Origin of the sequence: Streptomyces sp. NPDC050504, assembly GCF_044458065.1 — a bacterium.
In the GTDB taxonomy this organism is placed as follows: domain Bacteria; phylum Actinomycetota; class Actinomycetes; order Streptomycetales; family Streptomycetaceae; genus Streptomyces.
In genome coordinates this window covers 118088-140400 of sequence record NZ_JBITHO010000009.1, presented here as the reverse complement: position 1 = coordinate 140400, position 22313 = coordinate 118088, and the positions used below count along the sequence as shown (strand labels likewise).

The following is a 22313-nucleotide window of genomic DNA, read 5'->3' as shown; positions in this document are numbered from 1 at the left end:
CAGAGATGGGGAATCCCATGACCTTCCACGTCTATCCCGATCCACAGGTGGAACCGCTCCAGGTCGCCTCCGCCCAGACGCGCTTCGCGTCGATCGACCAGCTCACCGGTGCCTCCAACCCCATCGGCTACACCAAGATGATGTTCATCCGGGTGTGCGTCACGGGCGCCGTCGTCCCGCCGACCTTCCTCATCAAGGCGGGCGCGGGCACCGAGGTGGCGATCGGCCCGCTCACCGCCGGGGTCTTCAACGACGCGGGCGCCACCGGCTACGTCGGCGACGTCATCGGCGTCCCCGAGCCCGACAGCGTCACCCTGATCCGGATGGGCTTCGACCAGGACTCCGCCGAGACCTGGCAGCTCGGCTTCCGGAACAACAACGCGGCGGGGGACAACAAGGGCCTGCCCGTCAAGATCACCTGGACGGTCGCCCAGTCGGCCCCGGAAACCGCCCAGCCCTGGCTGGACGTCACACCGGGCGAGCAGCCGTTCGTCTCGCTGATCAACGGCACCGACGAGGTGGGCGTCAAGGTCTTCAACTACGGCACCGCCGCGCTGGACGTCGGCGCGGTCGGCGGGCTCCCGCAGGACGGGTTCAGCGCGGGCGTCGCGCTGCCGCTGACCGTCCGCCCCGCCCACGAAGCGACGCTGCCGATCGCCTTCGCCGCCCCCGCCACGCCGCCCGCCACCGGCAAGGTCGAGCTCACGGCCGACCTGACCGTCTCGCCGCCCGACACCACGGTGGGTACGGCGCCGGGGCACAACCGGCGGCTCGCGCTCTCCGGCACGACCCAGCGGCTGGAGGTCGTCCTGCTGCTGGACTCCTCGGGATCGATGAGCTGGGACCCGCTGGGCCCGGTGCCCCCGGTCCCCAAGGAGGAATCGCGCTGGGGCGAGCTGACCACGGCCGCCCAGGACTTCCTCAACATGCTGGCGCACTTCGGGCACGGCGGCGGGAAGCTCGGCATCGCCCGCTTCCCGGCCGCGGGCAACCCCGCGAGCTTCGACGTCCTGCCGGTGCAGGACATCCCCGACCTCGCCGGGATGGCGGACGTCGGCCTCGCCATCGCCGCCGTCGACCCGATCGGCGGCACCCCGATGGGCGACGGCCTCGACCACGTCCTGGCCCCGGGCACCACCTTCTTCGCCACCGACCCGGTGAGCGTCAACACGGGCCGCCGCTGGCTGATCCTGATGAGCGACGGCGCGCACAACTCCGGCACCCACAACCCGCTGGAGTTCATCGCCCCGCCGATCGGTTCCGCGCCCCTCGGCTCCTCGCTCGCCGAGAAGAAGATCTCGCTGTTCAGCGTCGCGTACGGCATCGAGGGCGCGACCGACGTGGACCACATCCTGATGAAGACCCTGTCGACCGGATCGGTCAACGGCCAGATCCGCAACGTCGACGGCCCCAGCGGGATCACCCCGCACCAACTCGCCCTGGCCCTGCGCGAACCCCTCAAGGCCGGCCTCACCAAGGCCTCCTCGCCCGCCGACCCCGAGGGCCTGTACGTCTTCGACGGACGGGAGAACCTGCACGAGGCGGTCATCACCCCGTACGACACCAAGGCCGCGTTCGTCCTCAACTGGAACACCTCCTTCGCCCGCAGGCTGCGGCTCGAACTGCTCACCCCTAGCTGCGAGCGGATCACCCCGGAGAACGCCGGGAGCGGCCGGTTCGCCCAGGTGACGTTCAAGTCCACGGACCGCTCGCACATGTACCTGATCGACCCGGACTTCCTCTGCGGCGGGGGAGGGGGCGGCAGCGACGACCCGAGCGGCGTCGACGGCGGCTCGCGGCGGCGGTACGGCACCTGGCGGCTGGTGGTCACCGAGGGCGGCGGCGTCATCGGGGACGCGGACTCCGCCGCCGACGGCGGTGCGCGGGAGGACGCGCGGGCCGCCGACGCACAGGGCGGCCCCGACACCGAGCGCTACGTGTACGACGTGCTCGTCGACTCGACGCTGCGGCTCCAGGTCTCCCCGGACCGCGACACCTACTTCGCGGGCGACCCGATCACCCTCACCGGCCGCCTCACCGCGGGCGGCAGGCCGGTCACCGGCGCCGCCGTGTCCGTCTCCACCACCGCGCCCGCGCAGTCCGTGAACAACCAGATCGCCGCCCTGCGGGTGCCGCCCGAGTTCATCGAGCGCGCCAAGGAGATCCTCGCGGGGCAGGACGCGACCCCGCTGCTGGTCAAGCAGCTCGGCGCGCGGCTCGCCGGGCTGGACATCGACGGCGGCGTCCGCGAGGACGCGCACGCGATGAGCGACCCGTTCGGCACGGGCGAGTACCAGGTCACGCTCACCGACACGGCGGTGCCCGAGCAGCGGACCTTCTACGTGTCGGCCACCGGCATCACCCCCGACGGCGTGGTCTTCCACCGCGAGGCCAAGCAGGAGACGCTGGTCCAGGTCCGCCCCGAGCCCGAGCACACCCGGCTGGACGTGCGGCAGACCGATCCCGGGATCATCGACGTGACCGTCACCCCGCGCGACCGGTTCGGCAACGTAGTGCTGGTCAACCCGGACACCACGGGGGGCTTCGGGCTGACCGTGCTCGGCGGCCGGGCGGACCCGCTCACCAGCGGGCTGGACGGCACCTACGGCAGCACGGTCACCTTCGACCCCAAGGTCACCCCGGCGATCGGGCTCCAGTTCGGCGGCCGGGACGTGATCGTCCCCAAGCCGGCCCCGCCGATCGGCGACCTGCGGTACGTGAACCGCGTCGTGGAGTTCGAGCCCGGCGCGATCAAGAGCGCGAACCAGCACGCCGACGCGTGCGCGGTGCTCGGCACGGTCGTCGGCAAGCCCGCCGACACCTTCGTCTCGCTCGGCGCGTTCGGCGTGCTGACGGTCACCGTGGAGCGCATGGTGATCATGGCGTCGGGCCGCGACGACGACATCACGGTCTTCGTGCGGCCCGACACCGACCCGCGCTCCTACCGCGTGGAGGCGTACGCGGTGGAGAAGAGGCAGTGGGTGGCACTCGGCGATTCGGCGGGCGAGACCAAGTCCTTCGGGCTGCGCGCCGCCCGGCTGAAGTTCACCCTCGCGGTACGGGTCGTCGACACCAGCGGGCGCACCAGGGACGCGGCCTTCCAGCCGTTGACGACGCCGGGCGTGAGCGTGCGGGGCATCGGCGCGCTCAAGACCGGCAAGAAGCTGCCGTGCCGCCTCGACCAGCTGCCGGACTGGTTCCCCTGGCCGCTGACGGCGGCGGAGGGGCTCGACGAAGACGAGGCGGCTGAGGCGGACGAGGCGGACGAGCTGGGAGGCGAGGGGTAGCGGGGCGAGCGCGGGGGAGGGCGGGAGGACAGTCTCCGCACCGCCCTCCCGCCTCGGCCGCCCTCCCGCCTCGGCCGGTCACCCGGTGCTTCCCGGCCTCCCGGCCGAGGCCCTGCCCACCGACTCCACCAGCGGCAGCAGCCGCTGCGGCACCCGCTCGCGCAGCGCGATCTCGGTCCGCGTCCGCACCACGCCGGGCAACCGGATCAGCCGCTGCACGACGTCCTCCAGGTGTTCGTTGTCGCGGGCGACGACCCGGGTCAGCAGGTCCCCGCCGCCCGTGATCGAGAACGCCTCGATGATCTCCGGCACCGTGGCCAGCGCGTCCCCGACCTCGTCCAGGTGCCCCTGGGTCACCTCGATGTGCACGAACGCCAGCACCGGGTGGCCCAGGGCGGCGGGCGAGAGGACCGGGCCCGTGGCCGTGATCACCCCGGTCCGTTCCATCCGGTCGATCCGGGCCTGGAGGGTGCCCCTGGCGATCCCGAGGATCCGTGCGTACTCGCGCACGCTGGTGCGCGGCTGCTCGATCAGCAGACGCAGGATGCGGGTGTCGAGCTCGTCCACCGCCATGGTCCGTTGGCCTCCTTCTGGCCCGGTGATCCGTTGATCGACTGTACCAATGGCCCATCGGCATCAGAGCGAGTTGAGCCATTGCCCCATGAATGCTTTCCTGTGCATATACATGGCGCCGCGCAGCGCCGGACCGGGCGACGACGCCGGGTCCGGGATCCGCGGCGCCTTTGCCATGTGCGTGCGGAACCGGCAGAGCGGAACCGGCAGAGGGGGGCGGTCAGACCGTCGTGAAGAGGATGTTCAGCGCTCCGGACCCGGGGCTCGTCCGCCTGCGGGTCTCGCTCCGCGCCGTACTGGGCATCGGCCTCGCCGTGGCGGCGGCCGAGCTCTGCGGGCTCTCCCTCACCGCCTCCATCACCGGCGGTCTCGCCGCGCTCCTCGCGCTCTTCACCGTCGGCGACGGCACGGTCAGGGGCCAGGCGGTCACCACCGCGCTGCTGCCCGTGATCGGCTTCCCCACCCTGGCGCTCGCCACCGTGCTGCATGACGTGCCGCCGCTGCGCGACGCGGCCTGGCTCGCGGTCGTCTTCGCCGGGGTCTACGCCAGGCGCTGGGGACCGCGCGGCCACGCGCTCGGCATCTTCGCGTTCATGCAGTTCTTCGTGACGCAGTTCCTGCACGCCGTTCCCGCGCAGCTGCCCGAGCTGTACGGGGCGGTGTCGCTGGCCATCGCGTCCGCGGCGGCCGTCCGCTTCGGCCTCTGGTGCATCGAGCGGCGCACCCCGCCGCCCGCGGTCCCCGCCCCGCTCACCGGGCGCGGCCTGGACCGCCCCACCACGCGGCAGGCGTTCCAGGCGACGGTGGCCTGCGGCATCGCGCTCGCGGCCGGACAGGTGCTCTCGCACGAGCGCTGGTACTGGGCCGTCGGCACCGCCTGGTGGATCTTCGTCAACACCGCGTCGCGCGGCGAGACCCTGGTCAGGGGCTGGCGCCGGGTCGTCGGCACGGTCACCGGCATCGCGGCGGGCCTGCTGATCGCCATCCCGCTGCACGGCGCGCCCGTGCCGACCGCCGCGCTCGTCGCGGTCTGCGTCTTCGGGATCTTCTACACGGCCGCGCCCTCGTACAGCTGGATGATGTTCTTCGTGACCGTCATGGCGGGCCTGCTGTACGGGCTCCTCGGCGTCCTGCACCCCGGGCTGCTCCTGCTGCGCTTCGAGGAGACGGCCGCGGGCGCGCTCGGCGCGGCGATCGGCGTCGCGCTGGTGCTGCCCGTGACCACGCACGCGGCGACCGACGCGTGGATCCAGCGGGCCCTGCGCTGCGTCCACGAGTGCACCGCGACCGCCGCCCGGCGCCTGGGCGGTGACGAGGCGGCCGACCCGGCGCGGCACGTCGCCGACCTCGAACTGCTCCTCGGGCGCGTACGCGTCTCGCTGGCCCCGCTCGTCCACCCGCTGAACCCGTTCCTCGCCCGCAAGGAGAGCGCCCGCCAGGTCATGGTGCTGCTCGACGACTGCGCGCGCGAGGTGCGCGGGCTGGCCTCCGTCGCCGCCGACCCGGACGCCTCCCACGACGCCAGGCTCGCCGCCGCCTGCTGGCGCGTGGAGGCCGCCGTGCACTGCCTGGTCTCGCCGGACGCCGAGCCCGCGCGGCCGGCCGCGCCGCAGGCCGTACCGGAGCTGCACCCCGGCGCCGAGGCCGCGCTCGGCCACGTCCACGGAGTGGAGCGGGCCCTGGGCGCGCTCACCCCGGTCCTGCGCCGCACCCCGTCGGCGGCCTGAACCGGCGCGGCACGGCAGGCGCCGCGGGCTCCTCGACGCGGCCCGCAGCGGCGGCCGGCCCGGCCGGTTCCCCTGACACCTGCCCACCTGGTCTAGACCCCTGCTACCGTCGGCCGATCAGCACGCGTGCGGTCGACCTCCGCACGCGACCAGTCGTACGTGAGCGGTCGCGCACGGTGAACGGCGCGCGACCGCCGGGAAGTGGGGTACCGCGGTGAGCAGCGAGAGCGCCGGGCGGGCATTCATCGGATCGTTCACCTCGACGGGCGGCCGCGGCATCGTCGCCGCCGCGGTCGACCCCCGCACCGGGGCGCTCACCGAGATCGGCGCGACCGACGCGGTGGCCGATCCGTCGTTCCTGACCGTCGGGCACGGCGCGGGCGGCACCGTCCTGTACGCGGTCGCCGAGACGAAGGACGGCGCCGCGGCGGCCCTGGACATCACCGGCGACGTGCCCCGGCTGATCGGCGGGGCCCCGGTGCCGGTCGACGGGGCGAGCCCCACGCACCTCGCGCTCGCCTCGGGCCACCTGCTGACCGCCAACTACGGCTCGGGCAGCGTCACCGCGCTGCCCGTGCGCGCCGACGGTTCGCTCGGCCCGGCCGCTTCCGTACTGGTCCACGAGGGCTCGGGCCCCGTCGCGGCGCGCCAGGCCGGGCCCCACGCCCACCAGGTGCTCCCCGACCCGACCGGGCGCCTGGTGCTCAGCGTCGACCTGGGCACCGACTCCGTGCGCGTCTGCGCGCTCGACGCGGAGAGCGGCGCGCTGACGCTCAGGGCCGAGACGGCACTGCGCCCCGGCAGCGGGCCCAGGCACCTCGCCTTCCACCCGGACGGACACCACGCCTACGTGCTGAACGAGCTGGCGCCGACCGTGACCGTCTGCCGCTGGGACGCGGAGGAGGGCGCGCTGACGCCGCTCGGCGAGACGCGGGTGGTCGGCGAGGACGTGACGGAGCCGACGCACCCCTCGGAGGTCGTGGTGGCGCACGACGGCCGGTTCCTGTGGACCGCCAACCGGGGCCACGACTCGCTCTCGGTGCTGGCGCTCGACGCGGCGGGGGAGCGGGCGGAGCTGGTGACGACGGTGCCGTGCGGCGGCCGCTGGCCGCGCGACCTGACGCTCGACCCGAGCGGCCGCAGGCTGTACGCGTCGAACGAGCGCTCCGGCGACGTGACGTGGTTCGACATCGACGAGGAGACGGGCGTGCCGCGCAGGGCGGGCGCCCTGGAGGGCGTCCCGTCGGCCACCTGCGTGATCTTCGTCTGAGCCGGGGCCCCCGAGTACCAGGAGGCCGCCGTCGGGCCCCTGAGGGGCCGTCACGGCCCGCCGCGGCGGCTCCCCTGGACGTGCCGAGGGCCCGCACTCGCGGGAGTGCGGGCCCTCGGCACGTCACAGGACGCCGTACGTGCCGTGCACGCGGGTCGCGGGTCAGCGCGGGGCGACGCCCTGCGTCTGCTGCGGGCTGATGCCCAGCGCGGTCGTGTACTTCGAGAGCACCAGCTTTCCTATGGCCGGGTACGCGCCGAGCGCCTCGGCGGACGCGCAGCCCGCCTCCTTCGCGGCGGCGTCCAGCAGCTCCTGCGGGGCCTCGGGGCCCACCAGGTAGGGGGCGAGGGCCAGCTGCGCCGAGCCGGAGCCGCGCAGCTGCTCGGCGACCGAGGCGACGGAGCCCTCGACGTCCAGGGCGGCGGCCATCACCGGGACGGCGAGCCGGGCGGCGAGCAGCATTCCGGTGATCCCGGCGGCCTGCACGGCCTCCTCGCCGCCGACCGTGGCGAGCACGATGCCGTCGGCCGCGGTGGCCACGGTGAACAGCCTCGCGCGGTCGGCGCGCGCGAGCCCGGCCTCGGAGAGCCGTACGTGCAGGGCCTCGGCGAGCAGCGGGTGGGGGCCGAGGACGTCGGTCAGCTCGGCGGCGGCACCGCTCTCCTCGATCGCCTGCCGTATCCGCTGGACCAGGGCGTTGTCGGGACCCGCGAGCAGCGGCACCACGACGGCGGCGGGGCCGGTGGGCTCCTCGACCTCGCGGCCGGCGGCCCTGGCCAGCTCCAGGCGCTGGGCGCGCTGGGCGACGGTGTGGGCGAGGACGCCGGAGAGGGTGGGGTGCTCGGCGTCGTCGCCGTCCAGGAATCCGATGCGCGCGTCGAGGCCGGGCAGCTCGGAACGGGCGATGCTGACGACTTCCTCGGCGAGGCCCCGGATCGCGGAGGAGGGTGTTCCAGGAACCGCGAGAACCAGTGCGGCAGCGCCCTCAGGGGCAACCACCGGTTCCGGACGACGGTGGCGTCCGGGCTGGCGAGGTCGCGGCATTCGTACAGGCAGGCCGGATGCGGGCCCAGTGGGGGAGCTCATGCGCCCGCATGCTACTGGCATTGGGCAGGGGCCTGTTCGGGGAGGGGCCGCTCCTGCGACATCTGTCCGTATTTATCCGAACAATTCTTTACCGCGCACTACTTGTCATATGCCTTGCATATGCCACGCTCTGTCGTGAACGGTCGCCCGCGCGGCATCACCGGAGGTTTGCGCCCGGGGCCTCACGCCCCGTCGGATCCGTACAGGGACAGCATCGTCGGATGGCGCGGCAGCCGCAGCCCGTCCGACGCCAGTGCCGCCGCGATGCGCAGCGCTCCCGCCAGCGGATCCCCGGCGGCCGGCACCACGGCGGCGTGCGGCAGCCGCAGGGCGAGCTCCTCCCGCACCGGTACGAGAACGGGGTCGCCCATCTTGAACACGCCCCCGGTCAACGCCACTTCGCACGCCCCGTCCTCGGGGCACACCGCCTCGGCGGCGGCCGCGATCTCCCGCGCGGCGCCCCGCAGCACCCCGGCGGCGACCGCGTCCCCGTCCTCGGCGCACCGCGCCACCTCAGGCGCGAACGACGCGAGCACCGCGGCCCGGTCCGTGCGCGGGTAGAGCAGCCCCGGCAGTTCGCCCGCCGTGCCCAGCACGGCCTCCATCCGGGCGAGCAGCGCACCGGACCCGCCCCGCCTGCCGTCGTGCGCCCGCAGCGCGGCATCGAGTCCGGCCCGCCCGATCCAGGCGCCGCTCCCGCAGTCGCCGAGCAGGTGTCCCCAGCCGTCCGCGCGCCGCCAGCCACCGGCCTCCGTGAGGTCGGTGCCGAGCGCGATCATCCCGGTCCCCGCGGCGACCACGGCCCCGCGCCGCTGGCCGAGCGCCCCGGCGTACGCGGTCACCGCGTCGGCCGCGAGCGCGAGGCGCCGCACCCCGAGCGCATCGCGCAGCGCGCCCGGCAGTTCGGCCCTGAGCCGGTCCCCGAGCGTCGCCGTCCCGGCGGCCCCGATCGCCACCGCGTCGATCACCACCGCTCCGGGCGCCACCCCTCCGGACCCCACCGCGTCGGGCGTCGGAGACCCTGCGCGCTCCAGGAGTTCGCGCACGGCGGGCAGCAACTGCCCCAGCAGGTGCTGCGCGTCGATCCCGGCGGGACCCGTGCGCACGGGCTCCCGGGACGCGACGGTGTGTGCGGCGGCCCCCGGCTCCGACACTGGCCCGAGGGCGATCCGCAGCCCGGAGCCCCCGGAGTCCACTCCGAGCACCCAGCCGCCCCCGCCTCCCGGGCCCCCGGTCACGGCAGCTGCCAGTCGACCGGCTGCGCGCCCTGGCGGACCAGCAGTTCGTTGGTCCTGCTGAAGGGCCGCGATCCGAAGAACCCGTTGTTGGCGGACATCGGCGAGGGGTGCGTGGACTCGATGGCGGGGAGGTCGCCGAGCAGGGGCCGCAGGTTGCGGGCGTCACGTCCCCACAGCACGGACACCAGCGGCTTGCCGCGCGCGGCGAGCGCCTTGATGGCCTGTTCGGTCACCTCTTCCCAGCCCTTGCCGCGGTGCGCGGCCGGCTTGCGGGGCGCCGTCGTCAGCGCCCTGTTGAGCAGCAGCACGCCCTGCTGTGCCCACGGCGTGAGGTCGCCGTTGGAGGGCCGGGGGTGCCCGAGGTCCTTGTGCATCTCCCAGAAGATGTTGTCCAGCGACGGCGGCACCGGCTGTACGTCGGGCGCGACGGAGAACGACAGTCCGACCGCGTGTCCCGGCGTCGGGTAGGGGTCCTGGCCGACGATGAGGACCCGCACCTCGTCGAAGGGCTGTTGGAAGGCGCGCAGGACGTTCGCGCCCGCCGGTAGGTAGGTGCGTCCCGCGGCGACCTCCGCGCGGAGGAAGTCGCCCATCGCCGCGATGCGTTCGGCCACGGGCTCCAGGGCCCGCGCCCAGCCGGGCTCGATGATTTCGTTCAACGGTCGTCGTGCTGCCACGGTGCGTCACTCTACTGGCCCAACGCCGCCTCCCCTCAATCCTCCGTGCGTCGGGGGACCGGACCCACCGGCCCCACCGGACTCAGCCGATGACCGCGGCCCGTACGCAGAGCACGTCCGGCAGGTGTTCGGCGAGTCGCTGCCAGCTCTCCCCGTCGTCCGCGCTGGCGTACACCTCGCCGTTGCGGTTGCCGAAGTACACCCCCGCCGGGTCCGCGTCGTCCGTGCAGAGCGCGTCCCGCAGCACCGTGCCGTAGTGCGCCTCCGCGGGGAGTCCCGCGGAGAGCGGCTGCCAGCTCTTGCCCGCGTCCGAGGTCCGGAACACCCGGCACTTGTGTCCGGCGGGCACCCGGTCCGAGTCGGCCTCGATGGGGAAGACGTACGCCGTGTCGCCCCGGTGCGGATGCGCGGCGGCGGCGAAGCCGAAGTCGGACGGCAGGCCGCCGCCGATGTCGGTCCACTCGCCGCCCCCGTCGTCACTGCGGAACACGCCCCAGTGGTTCTGGAGGTAGAGCCGGTCGGGGTCGGCCGCGTCCCGGGTCACCTTGTGCACGCACTGGCCGAACTCCGGGTTCTGGTCGGGCAGGAACACCGCGCTCACGCCCTTGTTCGCCGGGTCCCAGCTCGCGCCGCCGTCGCGGGTGCGGAACACCCCCGCCGTGGAGACCGCGACCGTCACGGCCTCCCGGTCGCGCGCGTCGGTGAGGATGGTGTGCAGCCCCTCGCCGCCCCCGCCCGGCACCCAGCGGGAGCGGGTCGGATGCTCCCACAGGGGCCGTACCAGCTCGAAGGACTCGCCCCGGTCGGTCGATTTGAACAGCGCGGCCGGTTCCGTGCCCGCGTACACCACGTCGGGGGCCTCGGCGCCCGCCGGGTGGAGCTGCCAGACCCGCTCCAGCGACGCCCCGGTGAACTCCGGGAACTTCACGGCCGGTCGGGACGGCTCGGTCCAGGTGCGGCCGAGGTCGTCGGAGTGGAACACCGAGGGGCCCCAGTGCGCGCTGTCGCCCCCGGCCAGCAGCCGGGGAGCGGGCCCCCTGGTGTCGATGGCGACCGAGTAGATCGCCTGGGCGTTGAAACAGGGCTCGTCGAACGTCCACGCGCCGCCTCGCCTGCGGCCGATGAACAGGCCCTTGCGCGTGCCCACGGTGAGCAGTACGTCGGTCATGGCCGACACCTCCATAAGTCCGGACGTCGTTGTCGCGGAGCCGTGGAGCTGCGGAACTGCCGGGAACGCAGGGCCGCGGAACCACGGAATGCGGATAGGTGTCAGTCTGCACCGACCCACTGACAATGGCCGGTTCAGCAGGCGTCGTCGCAGGTCACAGGGCACGTCACGGAAGCCAGCAGGGCGGGCAGGAAGCGCTCGGCCAGCTCGCCCGGGGCCGTGCGCCCAGGCTCCACGTACGCCTGCCCCAGCGACCCCTCGCGCAGCGCGATCACGGCCCGTACGACCTCGTCGGCCGCGACCCCGGGCCGCAGCCGCAGCCCCGCCCGCGCGAGCAGCCCGCGCAGCAGCGGCGCCGCGCGCTCCCGCAGCCGCGCGTCGTGGTCGGCGAGCGCGGACGCCGCGGCCGGGTTGCGGATCGCGTACAGCGTGAACTCCGTGGTGATCAGGAACCAGGTGCGCTCGTCGGGCTCGACGCGGGCGAGGAGCCCGGCGACCGCGTCGAGCGTCAGCGCACCGCTGCCGTGCCCGCCGCCGGACCCGCCGCCCGGCCCCTCGGCCGACCGCGCGCCCGGCCCCTCCACCTGTCCGCCGCCCGGCCCTTCGGTCAGTTCCTCCGCCAGCCCCGCGATCCGCCCCAGCTCACGCGCCGCGTGCGCCTCGAACAGGGCGAAGAACAGCTCGTCCTTGGAGGAGAAGTTGGAGTAGAAGGCGCCCCGCGTGTACCCGGCGAGACGGCAGACGTCCTCGATGCGGGCGCCCTCGAACCCCGCGTCGGCGAAGACCCGCAGCCCGGCGTCGAGCAGCCGCGCGAGCGTCTGCGGCCGCCGCTTGGTCGTCCCCTTCGGCATCCAGGAACCCCCTCGCCCCTTGACAGCGCACCCGGGCTCGGAAAGCATCCGGCGCGGAAACGGATACATGAATGTATCCGATTGCCCGCGGGCTCCGAGAGCCCGGGAACCCGCGTGTTCCAGTGAGCCCCGAGAGCCGAGGAGCGCCCACATGTCCGACGCACCCACCCCCGCCCAGGTCGTTGCCGCGGCCGCCGGGCCGCTGCCCGAGGGCGTCACGGTCCCGACCCCGCCGTCCTTCGCGTCGCCCGACGAGGAACGCCAGTACCGCAAGGAGCAACTGGCTGCGGGTTTCCGGCTGTTCGGGAAGTTCGGCTTCTCGGAGGGCGTCGCGGGCCACATCACCGTCCGCGACCCGGAGAACCCCGACGCCTTCTGGGTCAACCCGTTCGGCATGAGCTTCGGCCAGATCAAGGCCTCCGATCTGATCCTCGTCGACCACGAGGGCAACCTGCTGCACGGCGGGCGCCCGGTGAACCGCGCCGCCTTCGTCATCCACGCCGCCGTCCACCGGGCCCGCCCCGACGCGCTCGCCGCCGCGCACTCCCACTCGTTGTACGGCAAGGCGTTCTCCAGCCTCGGGATCCCGCTCGACCCCATCACCCAGGACGCCTGCGCCTTCTTCGAGGACCACGGCATGTACGCCGACTACCGTGGCGTGGTCAGCGACGCGGAGGAGGGCAAGCGCATCGGCGCCGCCCTCGGCCCGCACAAGGCCGTGATCCTCCAGAACCACGGCCTGCTGACGGTCGGTCAGACAGTGGCCGAGGCCGTCTGGTGGTTCATCACCATGGAGCGCTCCTGCCAGGCCCAGCTCCTCGCCATGGCCGCGGGCACGCCCAAGCACATCGACCGGGAGACCGCGCTGCACACCAGGGGACAGCTCGGCGGCGCCTTCGCGGGCTGGTTCCAGGCGCAGCCGCTGTACGACCAGATCCAGGCGTCCGACCCGGACCTCTTCGGGTGAGCCGCCACGCGCGCGCCGATGCCGATGCCGATGCCGACGTGACCGGTGCCGGTGGCGGGGCCACCCGCGTCGGGGTCGGCATCGCCGACATCACCGGAGAGGCGGCCGAGTGCGGCATGCTCGGCTACGGAAAGGCCGACCAGCTCACCGAGGGCATCCACACCCGCCAGCACGCCCGCGCGTTCGCCTTCGAGGAGACGCCGCCCCGGGCCTTCGAGGGGACGCCGCCGGGGGCCGGGGCGCCACGCCGCCTCCTCCTGATCGTCTGCGAACTGCCGCTGATGTCATCGGGAGTGGTGCGGGAGGTCCTGCGCCGCCTGCCCGACGGCTACACCGAGTCCAACGTCATGATCACCGCCACGCACACCCACTGCGGTCCCGGCGGCTACTTCCACCACGAGCTGTACAACGGCAACACCGGGGGATTCCGCCCCGAGACCTTCGCGGCGATCGTCGACGGCATCACCGAGGCCGCCCTGGCCGCCCACGCCGACCTCGCGCCCGCGACCCTGCGCCTGGCCCACGGCGAGCTGTACGGCGCAAGCGCCAACCGGTCCCGGCGGGCCTTCGACGCCAACCCCGCCGCCGACCGCGCCCACTTCCCGTACGCCGTCGACCCGCAGACCACCCTGCTGCGCATCGAGCGCCCCGACGGACGGCTCGCGGGCGCCGTCAACTGGTTCGCCACCCACAACACCAGCATGACCAACCGCAACCGGCTGATCAGCGCGGACAACAAGGGCCGCGCGGCCTCCCGTTGGGAGAGCCTGGAGCCGGGCGCGGTCACCGCCTTCGCCCAGACCAACGCGGGCGACATGTCCCCCAACCTCCATCTTCGGCCCGGACACGGCCCCACCGCCGACCAGTTCGAGAACGCCCGGATCATCGGCGACCGCCAGCACGCCGCCGCGACGGCCCTCACCGGCGACGAGACCGGGGGCACCCTCGACCACCGGCTCACCCACATCGACCTCTCTCACACGCTCGTCGCACCCGGGTTCACCGGCGACGGCAGGCCGCACCGCACCTCGCCGCCCTGCGCCGGAGCCGCCGCCTTCGCGGGCGCCAGGTCCGACGGCCCCGCCTTCAAGGGCTTCAGGCCCCGCTCCAACCCCCTGTGGGACACGCTGTCGCGACGGCTGCTCTACCCCCTCGCGCCGAAACTCCGCGACGCCCAGGCCCCCAAGGGCATCGTGCTCCCCGCGGGGCCGGTCAACCGGCTGCGCCCGATGGTCCAGGAGCGCGCGCCCGTCCAACTCCTGCGCATCGGACGGCTGTACCTGATCGGCGTCCCCGCCGAGGTGACGATCGTGGCGGGCCTGCGGCTGCGCCGCACCGTCGCCGCGATCGTCGGCGCCGACCTGCGGGACGTCCTGGTCGCCGGGTACAGCAACGCGTACCTGCACTACGTGACGACCCCGGAGGAATACGACGTCCAGGAGTACGAGGGCGGCTCGACGCTCTTCGGGCGCTGGGAGCTGCCCGCGCTCCGCCAGACCGCGGCGGCCCTCGCCGAGGCCATGCGCGACGGCAGGCCGGTCGGACGCGGAACGCCGGAACCCCTGGGCCCGCCGCGCCGCGTCCACCGGGGCCACGCGCACGGAAGGCCGCCCGAAGTCCCGCACCCCGGGCGGGCGTTCGGTGATCCGCTCGCGCTGGTGGTGGCGGACGGCCGGGTGACGGCGAGCTTCGTGGGCGCGCATCCGGGCAACGACCTGCGCAGGGGCGGCACGTTCCTCACGGTCGAGCATCGCACTGGCGGCACCGGCAGCACGGGCGATGCGGACGGCACCGGCCGTAAAGGGAGTTGGGTGTCCGTCGCCGACGACCGGGACTGGTCGACCACCTTCCGCTGGGCGCGGACCGGCGCCGCCTCCTCCACCGTGTGGATCACCTGGACGTTCCCGCCGGACGCGGTTTCCGGCCCGTACCGCATCCGCTACCACGGCGACACGGCCGCCGGGCCCTTCACGGGGGAGAGCGCGGAGTTCGAACTCGGGCGGGACCCGGACCCGATGCGGCCGGGCGCGAGTGGAACCGGAGACCACGGGCGTGGCGTTCTCTCTCCATAGGAACGCGCGCGCGGCGGAACACGCGCGCCGAGGGGAGTGAACCGGTGGCGATCGGGACGGCACGGATCGACGGAGACAGCCTGTTGCTGCCCGGCGGGGCACGCGTCAGGTTCATGCGGACACTGCGGCTGCCCGAACAGGGCACCTACGGCCTGCCGCCGGGGCTCGGCTGCTTCCCGCTGCGCCGTGTCGAGGACTATCCGGACACGGCGCCGCGGGAGTGGCTGGCGCGCGGCGGCGTGATGCTGCCGGTGTACCTGCGCGAGGCGATGTGGCTCAGCTTCTCCGGCACGACCGAGCCCGCGGCGCTCCAGGTTGGCGTCGGCAAGGTGTGCGCGGTGTCGGGCAAGCCGTGGAGCGCGCGGCTGTCGCGGACCCCGCAGAACTACGTGGTGCTGCCGCGCCAGCCCTGGCTGGACGGGATCAACTCGGGCAAGGGGACGGTCCGCCAGTTCGTGGCGGTGCCGCTCGGGCTCGGTGCGACGGTGGAGGGCCAGGTCACGGGGGAGGAGACGTGGGGCGGGCTGCAACTGCAGTCGTTCGGGCTCTCGGAGCGGGCCCTGGCGCGCTGGCGCGAGGAGCAGCGCGCGGCGGCCGAGCGCGCGGCCGTCCCGCCGCCCGCGCCCGGCGCGGCGCCCGGTGGGGGGTACGGCTTCGCGGGCGCGCCGCCCGCCGCGCCCGCCATGGCGTACGCCGCCGGGCCGCGGCCCGGGGCGGTCCCCCGCCCCGGGCCGAAGGCGCCCGCCGCGATGGGCCTGGGCGTGGGCGGCTCGATGCGCCAGGAGGTGTACCGGGACACCCGTCCCGCGGCCGACTGGGCCGTCGAACCGGCGGGGCGGATCTTCGTCCACATGGTCACGCCGCCCGAGTGGCGGCGCATCACCGGCGAGGAGCCCCCCGCGACCCCGGCCGACCGCGCCGCCTACACGAAGGCGGGGCTGCCCTGGTTCGACTACTACGACGAGGGCGCGGCCGACCTCGCCCCGACGGACACCCTCGGCGACGTGAAGCCGGTCGGCGAGTGGCTCGGCGACGACCACGAGCCGTGGCAGGACCCGACGCCGGGCCAGACGAAGCACCTGGGCCCCGGCAAGCCGGTCGCGGACGGCGACTGGTAGCGCCCGTACTTCGGGGGTACGGGGGGCGCCCCCCGTACCCCCGTACCGTTTCAGACGGAGCGGTGGTACTGGTCCGGCACGTGCACGTCGCCGCCCAGCGTGCGGGCGGCGTGCCGTGCCCACGACGGGTTGCGCAGCAGCTCGCGGCCGAGCAGGACCGCGTCCGCCTCGCCGTTGGCGATGATCTTCTCCGCCTGCTCCGCCTCCGTGATCAGGCCGACGGCCGCGACCGGCAGACCCGTCTCGGCGCGGACCCGGGCGGCGAAGGGAACCTGGTAGCCGGGGCCAGTGGGGATGCTGACGCGGGGCGCGTTGCCGCCGGTCGAGACGTCGAGCAGGTCGACGCCGTGCTCCTTGAGCAGTGCGGAGAAGCGCACCGTCTCGTCCGCGGTCCAGCCCTTGTCCTCCAGCCAGTCGGTCGCGGAGATGCGGAAGAACAGCGGCTTGTCCTCGGGCCACACCTTCCGCACGGCGTCCACGACTTCGAGCGCGAGGCGCGTGCGGTTCTCGAAGGAGCCGCCGTAGGAGTCGGTGCGGTGGTTGGAGTGCGGGGAGAGGAACTCGCCGATCAAGTAGCCGTGCGCGCCGTGCACTTCGAGGACGTCGAAGCCAGCGGCGACGGCCCGTCCGGCGGCGGCGGCGAAGTCGGCGACGACGCCCTGGATCTGGTCGGCCGTCAGCTCGGTCGGAACGGGGTGGCCCTCGTCGAAGGGGAGGGGGCTGGGCCCGACCGGCTGCCAGCCGTGGTCGTCGGCGCCGACCGGGGCGCCGCCCTTCCAGGGGCGGTCGGTGGACGCCTTGCGCCCGGCGTGGCCGATCTGGATGCCGGGGACGGTGCCCTGGCCCTTCAGGAACGTGGTGATCCGGCGGAACGCCTCGACCTGGGTGTCGTTCCAGATGCCGAGGTCGGCGGGGGAGATGCGGCCCTCGGGGCTCACCGCCGTGGCCTCGACCAGGACGAGGCCGGTGCCGCCGACGGCGCGGGCGGCGTAGTGGGCGAAGTGCCAGTCGTGCGCCACGCCCGCGTTCGGGCCGAACACCTCGGCGCTGTACTGGCACATCGGGGCCATCCAGACGCGGTTGGGGACAGTGACGGACCGCAGGGTGTAGGGCTCGAACAGCGCGCTCACGGCAGACTCCTAGGAAGAGGTTCGAAAGACCGGGCGGGACCGGCTCGCTTCGTACGATACTCATCGTAGTACGCAAGATGTCAAACTACGAGAGGTCTCGTACAATGGATTTCCCGCACCCTCCCCCGGACGAAGAAGTGGAGCCGCCGTGAGCACCGCCCGCGAACTGGCCCATCCCGAGCGCGACGAGATCCGTCTGGAAGGCGTGCTGCACGCGCTCTCCGACCCGATGCGGCTCCAGATCGTGTGCGAGCTGGCGAGGTCGGAGTCCGAGCTGGCCTGCTCGTACTTCGAGCTGCCCGTCACCAAGTCGACCACCACGCACCACTTCCGCGTGCTGCGCGAGAGCGGTGTGATCCGGCAGTGCTACCGGGGCACGGCGAAGATGAGCGGGCTGCGCACGGGCGACCTCGACGAGCTGTTCCCCGGGCTGCTGGCGAGCGTGCTGGCGTCGGCGGACCGCCAGGCGGAGCGCCAGACGGAGCGCCAGGAGGAGCGCGCGGCGAAGGCGTGAGGGGAGCGGGCCGGGGCGGCTACCGTCCGCCCGCCGCGCCCAGCAGCCCCGCCCAGTCCGGGATCTTCACCGTCCGGCGGCCGAGCGACGCGCCCAGCGCCGCCTCCGCCGCCTCGATCGCCAGCCACCCCGGCCACTGCACGGGCGAAAGGCCCAACTCCCGTACGGCCTCCAGTGGTTCCCCGGGCAGGCGGCGCCGTACGAGATCGGGCGCGTCCGCGAGGAGCGAGAGCACCGTCTCCTTGGCGCACGGCCTGTTGGTGCCGATCACCCCGGTCGGGCCGCGCTTGATCCACCCCGCCACGTACTCGCCCGGTGAGGCCGCCCCGTCCCGCAGCACCCGCCCCGCGAGGTGCGGCACGGTCCCCGACCCGGCGTCGAACGGCAGCCCGGCCAGCGGCGAACCGCGGTAGCCGACCGCCCGCAGCACCAGCTGCGCCTCGATCACCTCGTACGTCCCCGAGCCGCGCACCCCGCCCCGCCCGTCCGGCAGCGTCCGCTCGAACCGCACCCCGGCCACCCGCCCGGCGCCGTCCCCGACGATCTCCACGGGCCGCAGGAAGAAGCGCAGCGCGAGCCGCCGCTCGGCGGGCGTGCCCCCCTCGCCGGCCTCCGCGTCCGCCCAGCCGCGCAGCACCTCCACGTTGCGCCGGTTCACCGCGGGCAGCCCCGCCGGGTCCGCGTACGCGGGGTCGAGCGTCAGCTCGGCCGGATCCACGGCCACGTCCGCCTTCGGCAGCGCCCCGAGCTCCCGCAGCTCCTTGGTGGTGAACTTGGCCTGCGAAGGACCCCGTCGGCCCACCATGTGCACCGCGCGCACCCCGCTGGCCGCGAGCGCTCCGAGCGCCGCGTGGGGCACGTCGGTGGGGCGCAGCTCGTCGGCGCCGCGCGCGAGGATCCGCGCCACGTCCACCGCCACGTTGCCGACCCCGACCACCACGGCCGAACGGGCCTCCAGCGCGAAGCCGTTGCCCACGGCGTCGGGGTGCGCGCTGTACCAGGAGACGAAGTCGGTGGCCGAGTGGCTGCCGTACAACTCCTCGCCCGGGACGCCGAGTTTGCGGTCGACGGCGGCGCCGACGCAGTAGACCACCGCGTGGAAGTGCGTGCGCAGCCACTCGGGGCGCAGACCCCCGGGTCCCACCTCCACGTTGCCGACGAAGCCGATCCGTTCGTCCTCCAGGACCGCCCGCAGGTTGTTCTGGAGCGACTTGATCTTCTCGTGGTCGGGCGCGACGCCGTAGCGCACCAGGCCGTACGGGCACGGGAGCCGGTCGAGGACCAGGACCCGCACGTCGGGGACCGAGGTCTGCTGGACGAGGGACTGCGCGGCGTAGACGCCGCTGGGCCCGGAACCGACGACAGCGACGTGAAGCACGGTGGTGCTCCTTCCCGCGGGGTCCCTCCAGCATCGCACCGGGGCGCGCGCAGGGGGAGGTGTGCGCGGGGGGAGCGTGGTGCGGAGGGTCAGCTCATGGAGCGCATCCGGTTGATCTCGGTGGTCTGGGTGGCGACCACGTCGTTCGCCATCTCCTCGACCAGGACGTTGTTCCCCTGCGACAGGACGTCGGTGGCCATGGTCACTGCCCCCTGGTGGTGGGTGATCATCAGCTTCAGGAAGAGCCGGTCGAAGGCCGGTCCCCGGGCGGCGCGCAGCTGGCCGAGCTGGGCGGCGGTGGCCATGCCCGGCATGGAGGCGTGGTCGTGCTTGCCGGGGGCCTTGCCGGTGTCCGGGCTCGCGTCCGTCTCCGGGGTGCCGTGCGCGCCGCCGTGAGCGGATCCGTGCCCGCCGCCCTGTCCCTTCCCCGGCTTCTTGCGCCGGTCGGCGCCGTTGACCTGCTGCCAGCCGCGCATCGCGGCGATCTCCGGCTTCTGCGCGGCGGTGATGCGGTCGGCGAGCGCCTTGAGCTTGGGGGAGGCGGCCCGGCCGGGCACCAGCTCGGTCATGGTGAGGGCCTGGGTGTGGTGGACGATCATCATCTCCGCGTAGTCGTAGTCGGCGGAGTTGGGCTCGTCGGACGGGGTCGCCCTGGCCGCCTCCTCGGCGGACAGGGTCTTCGCGGGCTCGCCCGGCTTTCCGGGTGCGACCACCGAAGGGCCGCCGCCCGCAACGGACTTGGCGCTCGCGCCCGTGCCGCTGCCGCCGCCGTTCCCGCTGCCGCCGCCGTCGCCCGAGTCGCAGGCGCCGAGGGCGAGCACGGAGAGGGCGGTGAGGGCGACGACCACCGGCGCGAGAGCGGGTCTGCGGATCGACACGGCGACCTCCTAAGGGCGTACGGGTAGTTGGTGACCGTTCCTAGCACGCTTACGCACGCATTTGATCAAAAACTTTCATTACATCTCCGTTGCCGTCTATTGAGATGTGCATGATGAGGACCATACTGCCGACGTCCGTGAACCGTTCGAGCAGGAACGGATACAAGGGAGGACGCAGTGACTTCGTTGCACACCACCCGGGGGCGGCGCAGACGTCTGGCGGTGGCCGCGGCCGCCGCCGGGCTCTTCGCGACGCTGCTCTCGGCGGGACCCGCCGTCGCGACGCCGGACCCCGGTGACGCGCCGGCGGTCGAGAAGACCGTCTCCGAGCAGGCACAGGCGGAGGCCAGGGCGGCGATCAGGAGCGGTGAGATACCCGGCCAGGACGAGATCGTCCACAGCGAGAACATCACGCACCTCGCGAACATCCCCAAGGACGCGCTCAAGGGGACCAACTCGGACCTGGCGTTCCAGGGCAAGTACGCCTTCGCGGGCAACTACGACGGCTTCCGGATCTTCGACATCAGCAACCCGAGGGCCCCCAGGACCGTCGCCCAGGTCCTCTGCCCCGGCTCGCAGAACGACGTCTCCGTCTCCGGGGACCTGCTGTTCCTGTCCACGGACTCGTCGCGCAGCGACGACTCCTGTGCCAGCACCTCGCAGCCCGCGACGGAGAAGTCCTCGTGGGAGGGCATCAAGGTCTTCGACATCAGCGACAAGCGCAGCCCGCGCTACGTCGCCGCCGTCGAGACGGCGTGCGGCTCGCACACCAACACGATCGTGCCCGAGCGCAGGAACGTGTACGTGTACGTGTCCTCGTACGCGCCCAGCGCCGCGTACCCGGACTGCCAGCCCCCGCACGACGGCATCTCCATCGTGAAGGTGCCGCGCAAGGCCCCGCAGAAGGCGGCCGTCATCGACTTCCCCGTGCTGTTCCCCGGCAGCGGTCCCGACGGCGGCGGCAACCCGGGCGCGCCCACCAACCCGGGCGTCTCCAAGACCACCGGCTGCCACGACCTGACGGTGCTGCCCTCCAAGGACCTGGCGGCCGGCGCCTGCATGGGCGACGGCATCCTCTTCGACATCAAGGACCCGGAGCGGCCCAGGGTGATCGACCAGGTCCAGGACAACGTGAACTTCGCGTTCTGGCACTCGGCGACGTTCAACCAGAAGGCGAACAAGGTCGTCTTCACCGACGAGCTCGGCGGCGGCGGCGCCCCGACCTGCAACGCCGAGGTCGGCCCGAAGCGCGGCGCGAACGGCATCTACGACATCGTCGGCAAGGGCGACAAGCGCAAGCTCGTCTTCCGCAGCTACTACAAGATCCCCCGCCACCAGGCGGACACCGAGAACTGCGTGGCCCACAACGGCTCGCTGATCCCGGTCAAGGGCAAGGACCTGATGGTCCAGGCGTGGTACCAGGGCGGCGTCTCCGTCTGGGACTTCACCGACTCCTCGCGCCCGAAGGAGATCGGCTACTTCGAGCGCGGCCCGATCTCGACCGGGACCCTGGTCGGCGGCGGCTCCTGGTCGGCGTACTACTACAACGGCTACGTCTACTCCAACGACATGGCCAAGGGCTTCGACGTCCTGAGGATCGACGACAAGCGGACCGATGCGGCGAAGCGCGTCCGGCTGGACGAGCTGAACGTCCAGACGCAGCCGGACTACTTCGACCGCGACTGATTCCGGGAACCCGGTCGGGCTCCCTCAGGAGGCGGCCGGGTCGTGACGCGTCCCGCCGGGCGGTTCGTCGCCCGGCGGGACGCCGAGCTCCCAGCCCAGCCCGTAGCGCTGGAACAGCTCGGCGCGCAGCCGTGCGTGCGGCATGGGCGCGCCGGGCAGCAGCAGCGCGAACACCGCGCCCATCAGGTTCGCCCGCAGCAGCGGGTACTCGCTGTCCGGGTCGGCCGCCCCGTACAGCCGTACGGTCTCCCGCAGCACTTTCGCGAGCAGCTGCTGCTCGGGGCACTGCACGAACCCCTCGGCCTGGAGGATCCCGGCCATGTGCGTCCGCATGAGCACCGGATTCTCCACCGCGAGCCCCAGGACGGCGTCGACGGCCCGCGCCAGCAGCTCCCGCCCGTCCTCGCTGCGCGGCTCGCGCTCCAGCGCGGCGGAGATGGTCAGGTGCATGAACCGGTGCACGGCGGACTGCAGGAGGTGCCGCTTCCCGGGGAAGTAGTACGAAACGAGCCCCCGCGCGGTTCCCGCCCGATCGGCGATGTCCCCCAGGGTCGTCGCCTCGTACCCGCGCTCCGCGACGAGCTCCACGGTCGCCTGCAGCAGCCTCTCCCGAGAACGACGTCGCATCTCTTCATTGACCGATGCGCTGCGCGGGGACATCCTGGACTCCTGCGTTGACTGGCTCCGAGCCAA

Annotated in this window: 18 protein-coding genes; 8 read left to right on the top strand and 10 right to left on the bottom strand. The window is 73.5% G+C overall.

Going from position 1 to position 22313, the window contains the following annotated elements; translation table 11 throughout:
- Positions 1-17 precede the first annotated feature (17 nt).
- Entirely contained in the window at positions 18-3287 is a 3270-nt protein-coding gene (locus ACIBNE_RS30905) for a vWA domain-containing protein (RefSeq protein ID WP_399277392.1), read from the top strand.
- Positions 3288-3365: 78 nt separating this feature from the next.
- On the opposite strand, the gene ACIBNE_RS30900 is transcribed toward ACIBNE_RS30905, so the two are convergent.
- Positions 3366-3860 (bottom strand): Lrp/AsnC family transcriptional regulator, encoded by a 495-nt coding sequence (locus tag ACIBNE_RS30900; RefSeq protein ID WP_399277390.1) that lies wholly within the window; start codon positions 3858-3860, stop codon positions 3366-3368.
- 239 nt (positions 3861-4099) lie between these two features.
- On the opposite strand from ACIBNE_RS30900, the gene ACIBNE_RS30895 reads away from it, so the two are divergent.
- Both ACIBNE_RS30895 and ACIBNE_RS30890 read left to right on the top strand, forming a co-directional pair.
- Entirely contained in the window at positions 4100-5587 is a 1488-nt protein-coding gene (locus tag ACIBNE_RS30895; protein WP_399277388.1) for an FUSC family protein, read from the top strand.
- Positions 5588-5801: 214 nt separating this feature from the next.
- Positions 5802-6857 carry a lactonase family protein gene (locus ACIBNE_RS30890; RefSeq protein WP_399277386.1) on the top strand — a complete coding sequence of 352 codons (1056 nt, stop codon included), beginning with the start codon at positions 5802-5804 and terminating at the stop codon, positions 6855-6857.
- 162 nt (positions 6858-7019) lie between these two features.
- On the opposite strand, the gene ACIBNE_RS30885 is transcribed toward ACIBNE_RS30890, so the two are convergent.
- The 5 genes from ACIBNE_RS30885 to ACIBNE_RS30865 all read right to left on the bottom strand — a co-directional run bounded on the left by ACIBNE_RS30885 (position 7020) and on the right by ACIBNE_RS30865 (position 11877).
- Positions 7020-7943: a sirohydrochlorin chelatase gene (locus tag ACIBNE_RS30885; protein ID WP_399277384.1), complete on the bottom strand. Its 924-nt coding sequence runs from the start codon at positions 7941-7943 to the stop codon at positions 7020-7022.
- Between the two features lie 182 nt (positions 7944-8125).
- The gene (locus tag ACIBNE_RS30880) at positions 8126-9181 is read right to left on the bottom strand and encodes an N-acetylglucosamine kinase (RefSeq protein WP_399277382.1); all 1056 of its coding nucleotides are present in this window, start codon (positions 9179-9181) and stop codon (positions 8126-8128) included.
- The gene (locus ACIBNE_RS30875; protein WP_399277771.1) at positions 9178-9840 is read right to left on the bottom strand and encodes a uracil-DNA glycosylase; all 663 of its coding nucleotides are present in this window, start codon (positions 9838-9840) and stop codon (positions 9178-9180) included. Before ACIBNE_RS30875 ends, ACIBNE_RS30880 begins: the two co-directional genes overlap by 4 nt.
- 100 nt (positions 9841-9940) lie before the next feature.
- Positions 9941-11026, bottom strand: coding sequence for a WD40/YVTN/BNR-like repeat-containing protein (locus ACIBNE_RS30870; RefSeq protein ID WP_399277381.1), 1086 nt, complete (start codon positions 11024-11026; stop codon positions 9941-9943).
- Positions 11027-11160: 134 nt separating this feature from the next.
- Positions 11161-11877 (bottom strand): TetR/AcrR family transcriptional regulator, encoded by a 717-nt coding sequence (locus tag ACIBNE_RS30865; RefSeq protein ID WP_399277379.1) that lies wholly within the window; start codon positions 11875-11877, stop codon positions 11161-11163.
- Between the two features lie 151 nt (positions 11878-12028).
- Between ACIBNE_RS30865 and ACIBNE_RS30860 the strand changes: the two genes are divergently transcribed.
- From ACIBNE_RS30860 to ACIBNE_RS30850, 3 genes are read left to right on the top strand one after another with little or no spacing between them, the layout of a single operon-like run.
- Complete coding sequence (locus tag ACIBNE_RS30860; protein WP_399277378.1) at positions 12029-12844, top strand: class II aldolase/adducin family protein; 816 nt, start codon at positions 12029-12031, stop codon at positions 12842-12844.
- Positions 12841-14916 carry a neutral/alkaline non-lysosomal ceramidase N-terminal domain-containing protein gene (locus tag ACIBNE_RS30855; protein ID WP_399277376.1) on the top strand — a complete coding sequence of 692 codons (2076 nt, stop codon included), beginning with the start codon at positions 12841-12843 and terminating at the stop codon, positions 14914-14916. The genes ACIBNE_RS30860 and ACIBNE_RS30855 overlap by 4 nt, the downstream gene beginning before the upstream one ends.
- 44 nt (positions 14917-14960) lie before the next feature.
- Entirely contained in the window at positions 14961-16034 is a 1074-nt protein-coding gene (locus ACIBNE_RS30850; RefSeq protein ID WP_399277374.1) for a hypothetical protein, read from the top strand.
- A 50-nt stretch (positions 16035-16084) separates the two neighbouring features.
- On the opposite strand, the gene ACIBNE_RS30845 is transcribed toward ACIBNE_RS30850, so the two are convergent.
- The gene (locus tag ACIBNE_RS30845) at positions 16085-17164 is read right to left on the bottom strand and encodes an NADH:flavin oxidoreductase/NADH oxidase (protein WP_399277372.1); all 1080 of its coding nucleotides are present in this window, start codon (positions 17162-17164) and stop codon (positions 16085-16087) included.
- Between the two features lie 148 nt (positions 17165-17312).
- On the opposite strand from ACIBNE_RS30845, the gene ACIBNE_RS30840 reads away from it, so the two are divergent.
- Positions 17313-17678 (top strand): ArsR/SmtB family transcription factor, encoded by a 366-nt coding sequence (locus ACIBNE_RS30840; RefSeq protein WP_399277370.1) that lies wholly within the window; start codon positions 17313-17315, stop codon positions 17676-17678.
- Between the two features lie 19 nt (positions 17679-17697).
- Here the strand turns inward: ACIBNE_RS30840 and ACIBNE_RS30835 are convergent, their stop codons facing one another.
- Both ACIBNE_RS30835 and ACIBNE_RS30830 read right to left on the bottom strand, forming a co-directional pair.
- Complete coding sequence (locus ACIBNE_RS30835) at positions 17698-19056, bottom strand: FAD-dependent oxidoreductase (protein ID WP_399277369.1); 1359 nt, start codon at positions 19054-19056, stop codon at positions 17698-17700.
- Positions 19057-19145: 89 nt separating this feature from the next.
- Positions 19146-19934, bottom strand: coding sequence for a DUF305 domain-containing protein (locus ACIBNE_RS30830; RefSeq protein ID WP_399277367.1), 789 nt, complete (start codon positions 19932-19934; stop codon positions 19146-19148).
- A gap of 177 nt (positions 19935-20111) precedes the next feature.
- Between ACIBNE_RS30830 and ACIBNE_RS30825 the strand changes: the two genes are divergently transcribed.
- Positions 20112-21620, top strand: coding sequence for an LVIVD repeat-containing protein (locus tag ACIBNE_RS30825; RefSeq protein WP_399277366.1), 1509 nt, complete (start codon positions 20112-20114; stop codon positions 21618-21620).
- A gap of 24 nt (positions 21621-21644) precedes the next feature.
- Here the strand turns inward: ACIBNE_RS30825 and ACIBNE_RS30820 are convergent, their stop codons facing one another.
- Positions 21645-22280, bottom strand: coding sequence for a TetR/AcrR family transcriptional regulator (locus ACIBNE_RS30820; RefSeq protein WP_399277364.1), 636 nt, complete (start codon positions 22278-22280; stop codon positions 21645-21647).
- Between the last annotated feature and the right edge of the window lie 33 nt (positions 22281-22313).

Bases quoted from the DNA above. Each gene is read 5' to 3' on its own strand.
- ACIBNE_RS30905 (WP_399277392.1), top strand. From the start codon at position 18: ATGACCTTCCACGTCTATCCCGATCCACAGGTGGAACCGCTCCAGGTC.
- ACIBNE_RS30900 (WP_399277390.1), bottom strand. From the start codon at position 3,860: ATGGCGGTGGACGAGCTCGACACCCGCATCCTGCGTCTGCTGATCGAG.
- ACIBNE_RS30895 (WP_399277388.1), top strand. From the start codon at position 4,100: ATGTTCAGCGCTCCGGACCCGGGGCTCGTCCGCCTGCGGGTCTCGCTC.
- ACIBNE_RS30885 (WP_399277384.1), bottom strand. From the start codon at position 7,943: ATGAGCTCCCCCACTGGGCCCGCATCCGGCCTGCCTGTACGAATGCCG.
- ACIBNE_RS30870 (WP_399277381.1), bottom strand. From the start codon at position 11,026: ATGACCGACGTACTGCTCACCGTGGGCACGCGCAAGGGCCTGTTCATC.
- ACIBNE_RS30865 (WP_399277379.1), bottom strand. From the start codon at position 11,877: ATGCCGAAGGGGACGACCAAGCGGCGGCCGCAGACGCTCGCGCGGCTG.
- ACIBNE_RS30860 (WP_399277378.1), top strand. From the start codon at position 12,029: ATGTCCGACGCACCCACCCCCGCCCAGGTCGTTGCCGCGGCCGCCGGG.
- ACIBNE_RS30820 (WP_399277364.1), bottom strand. From the start codon at position 22,280: ATGTCCCCGCGCAGCGCATCGGTCAATGAAGAGATGCGACGTCGTTCT.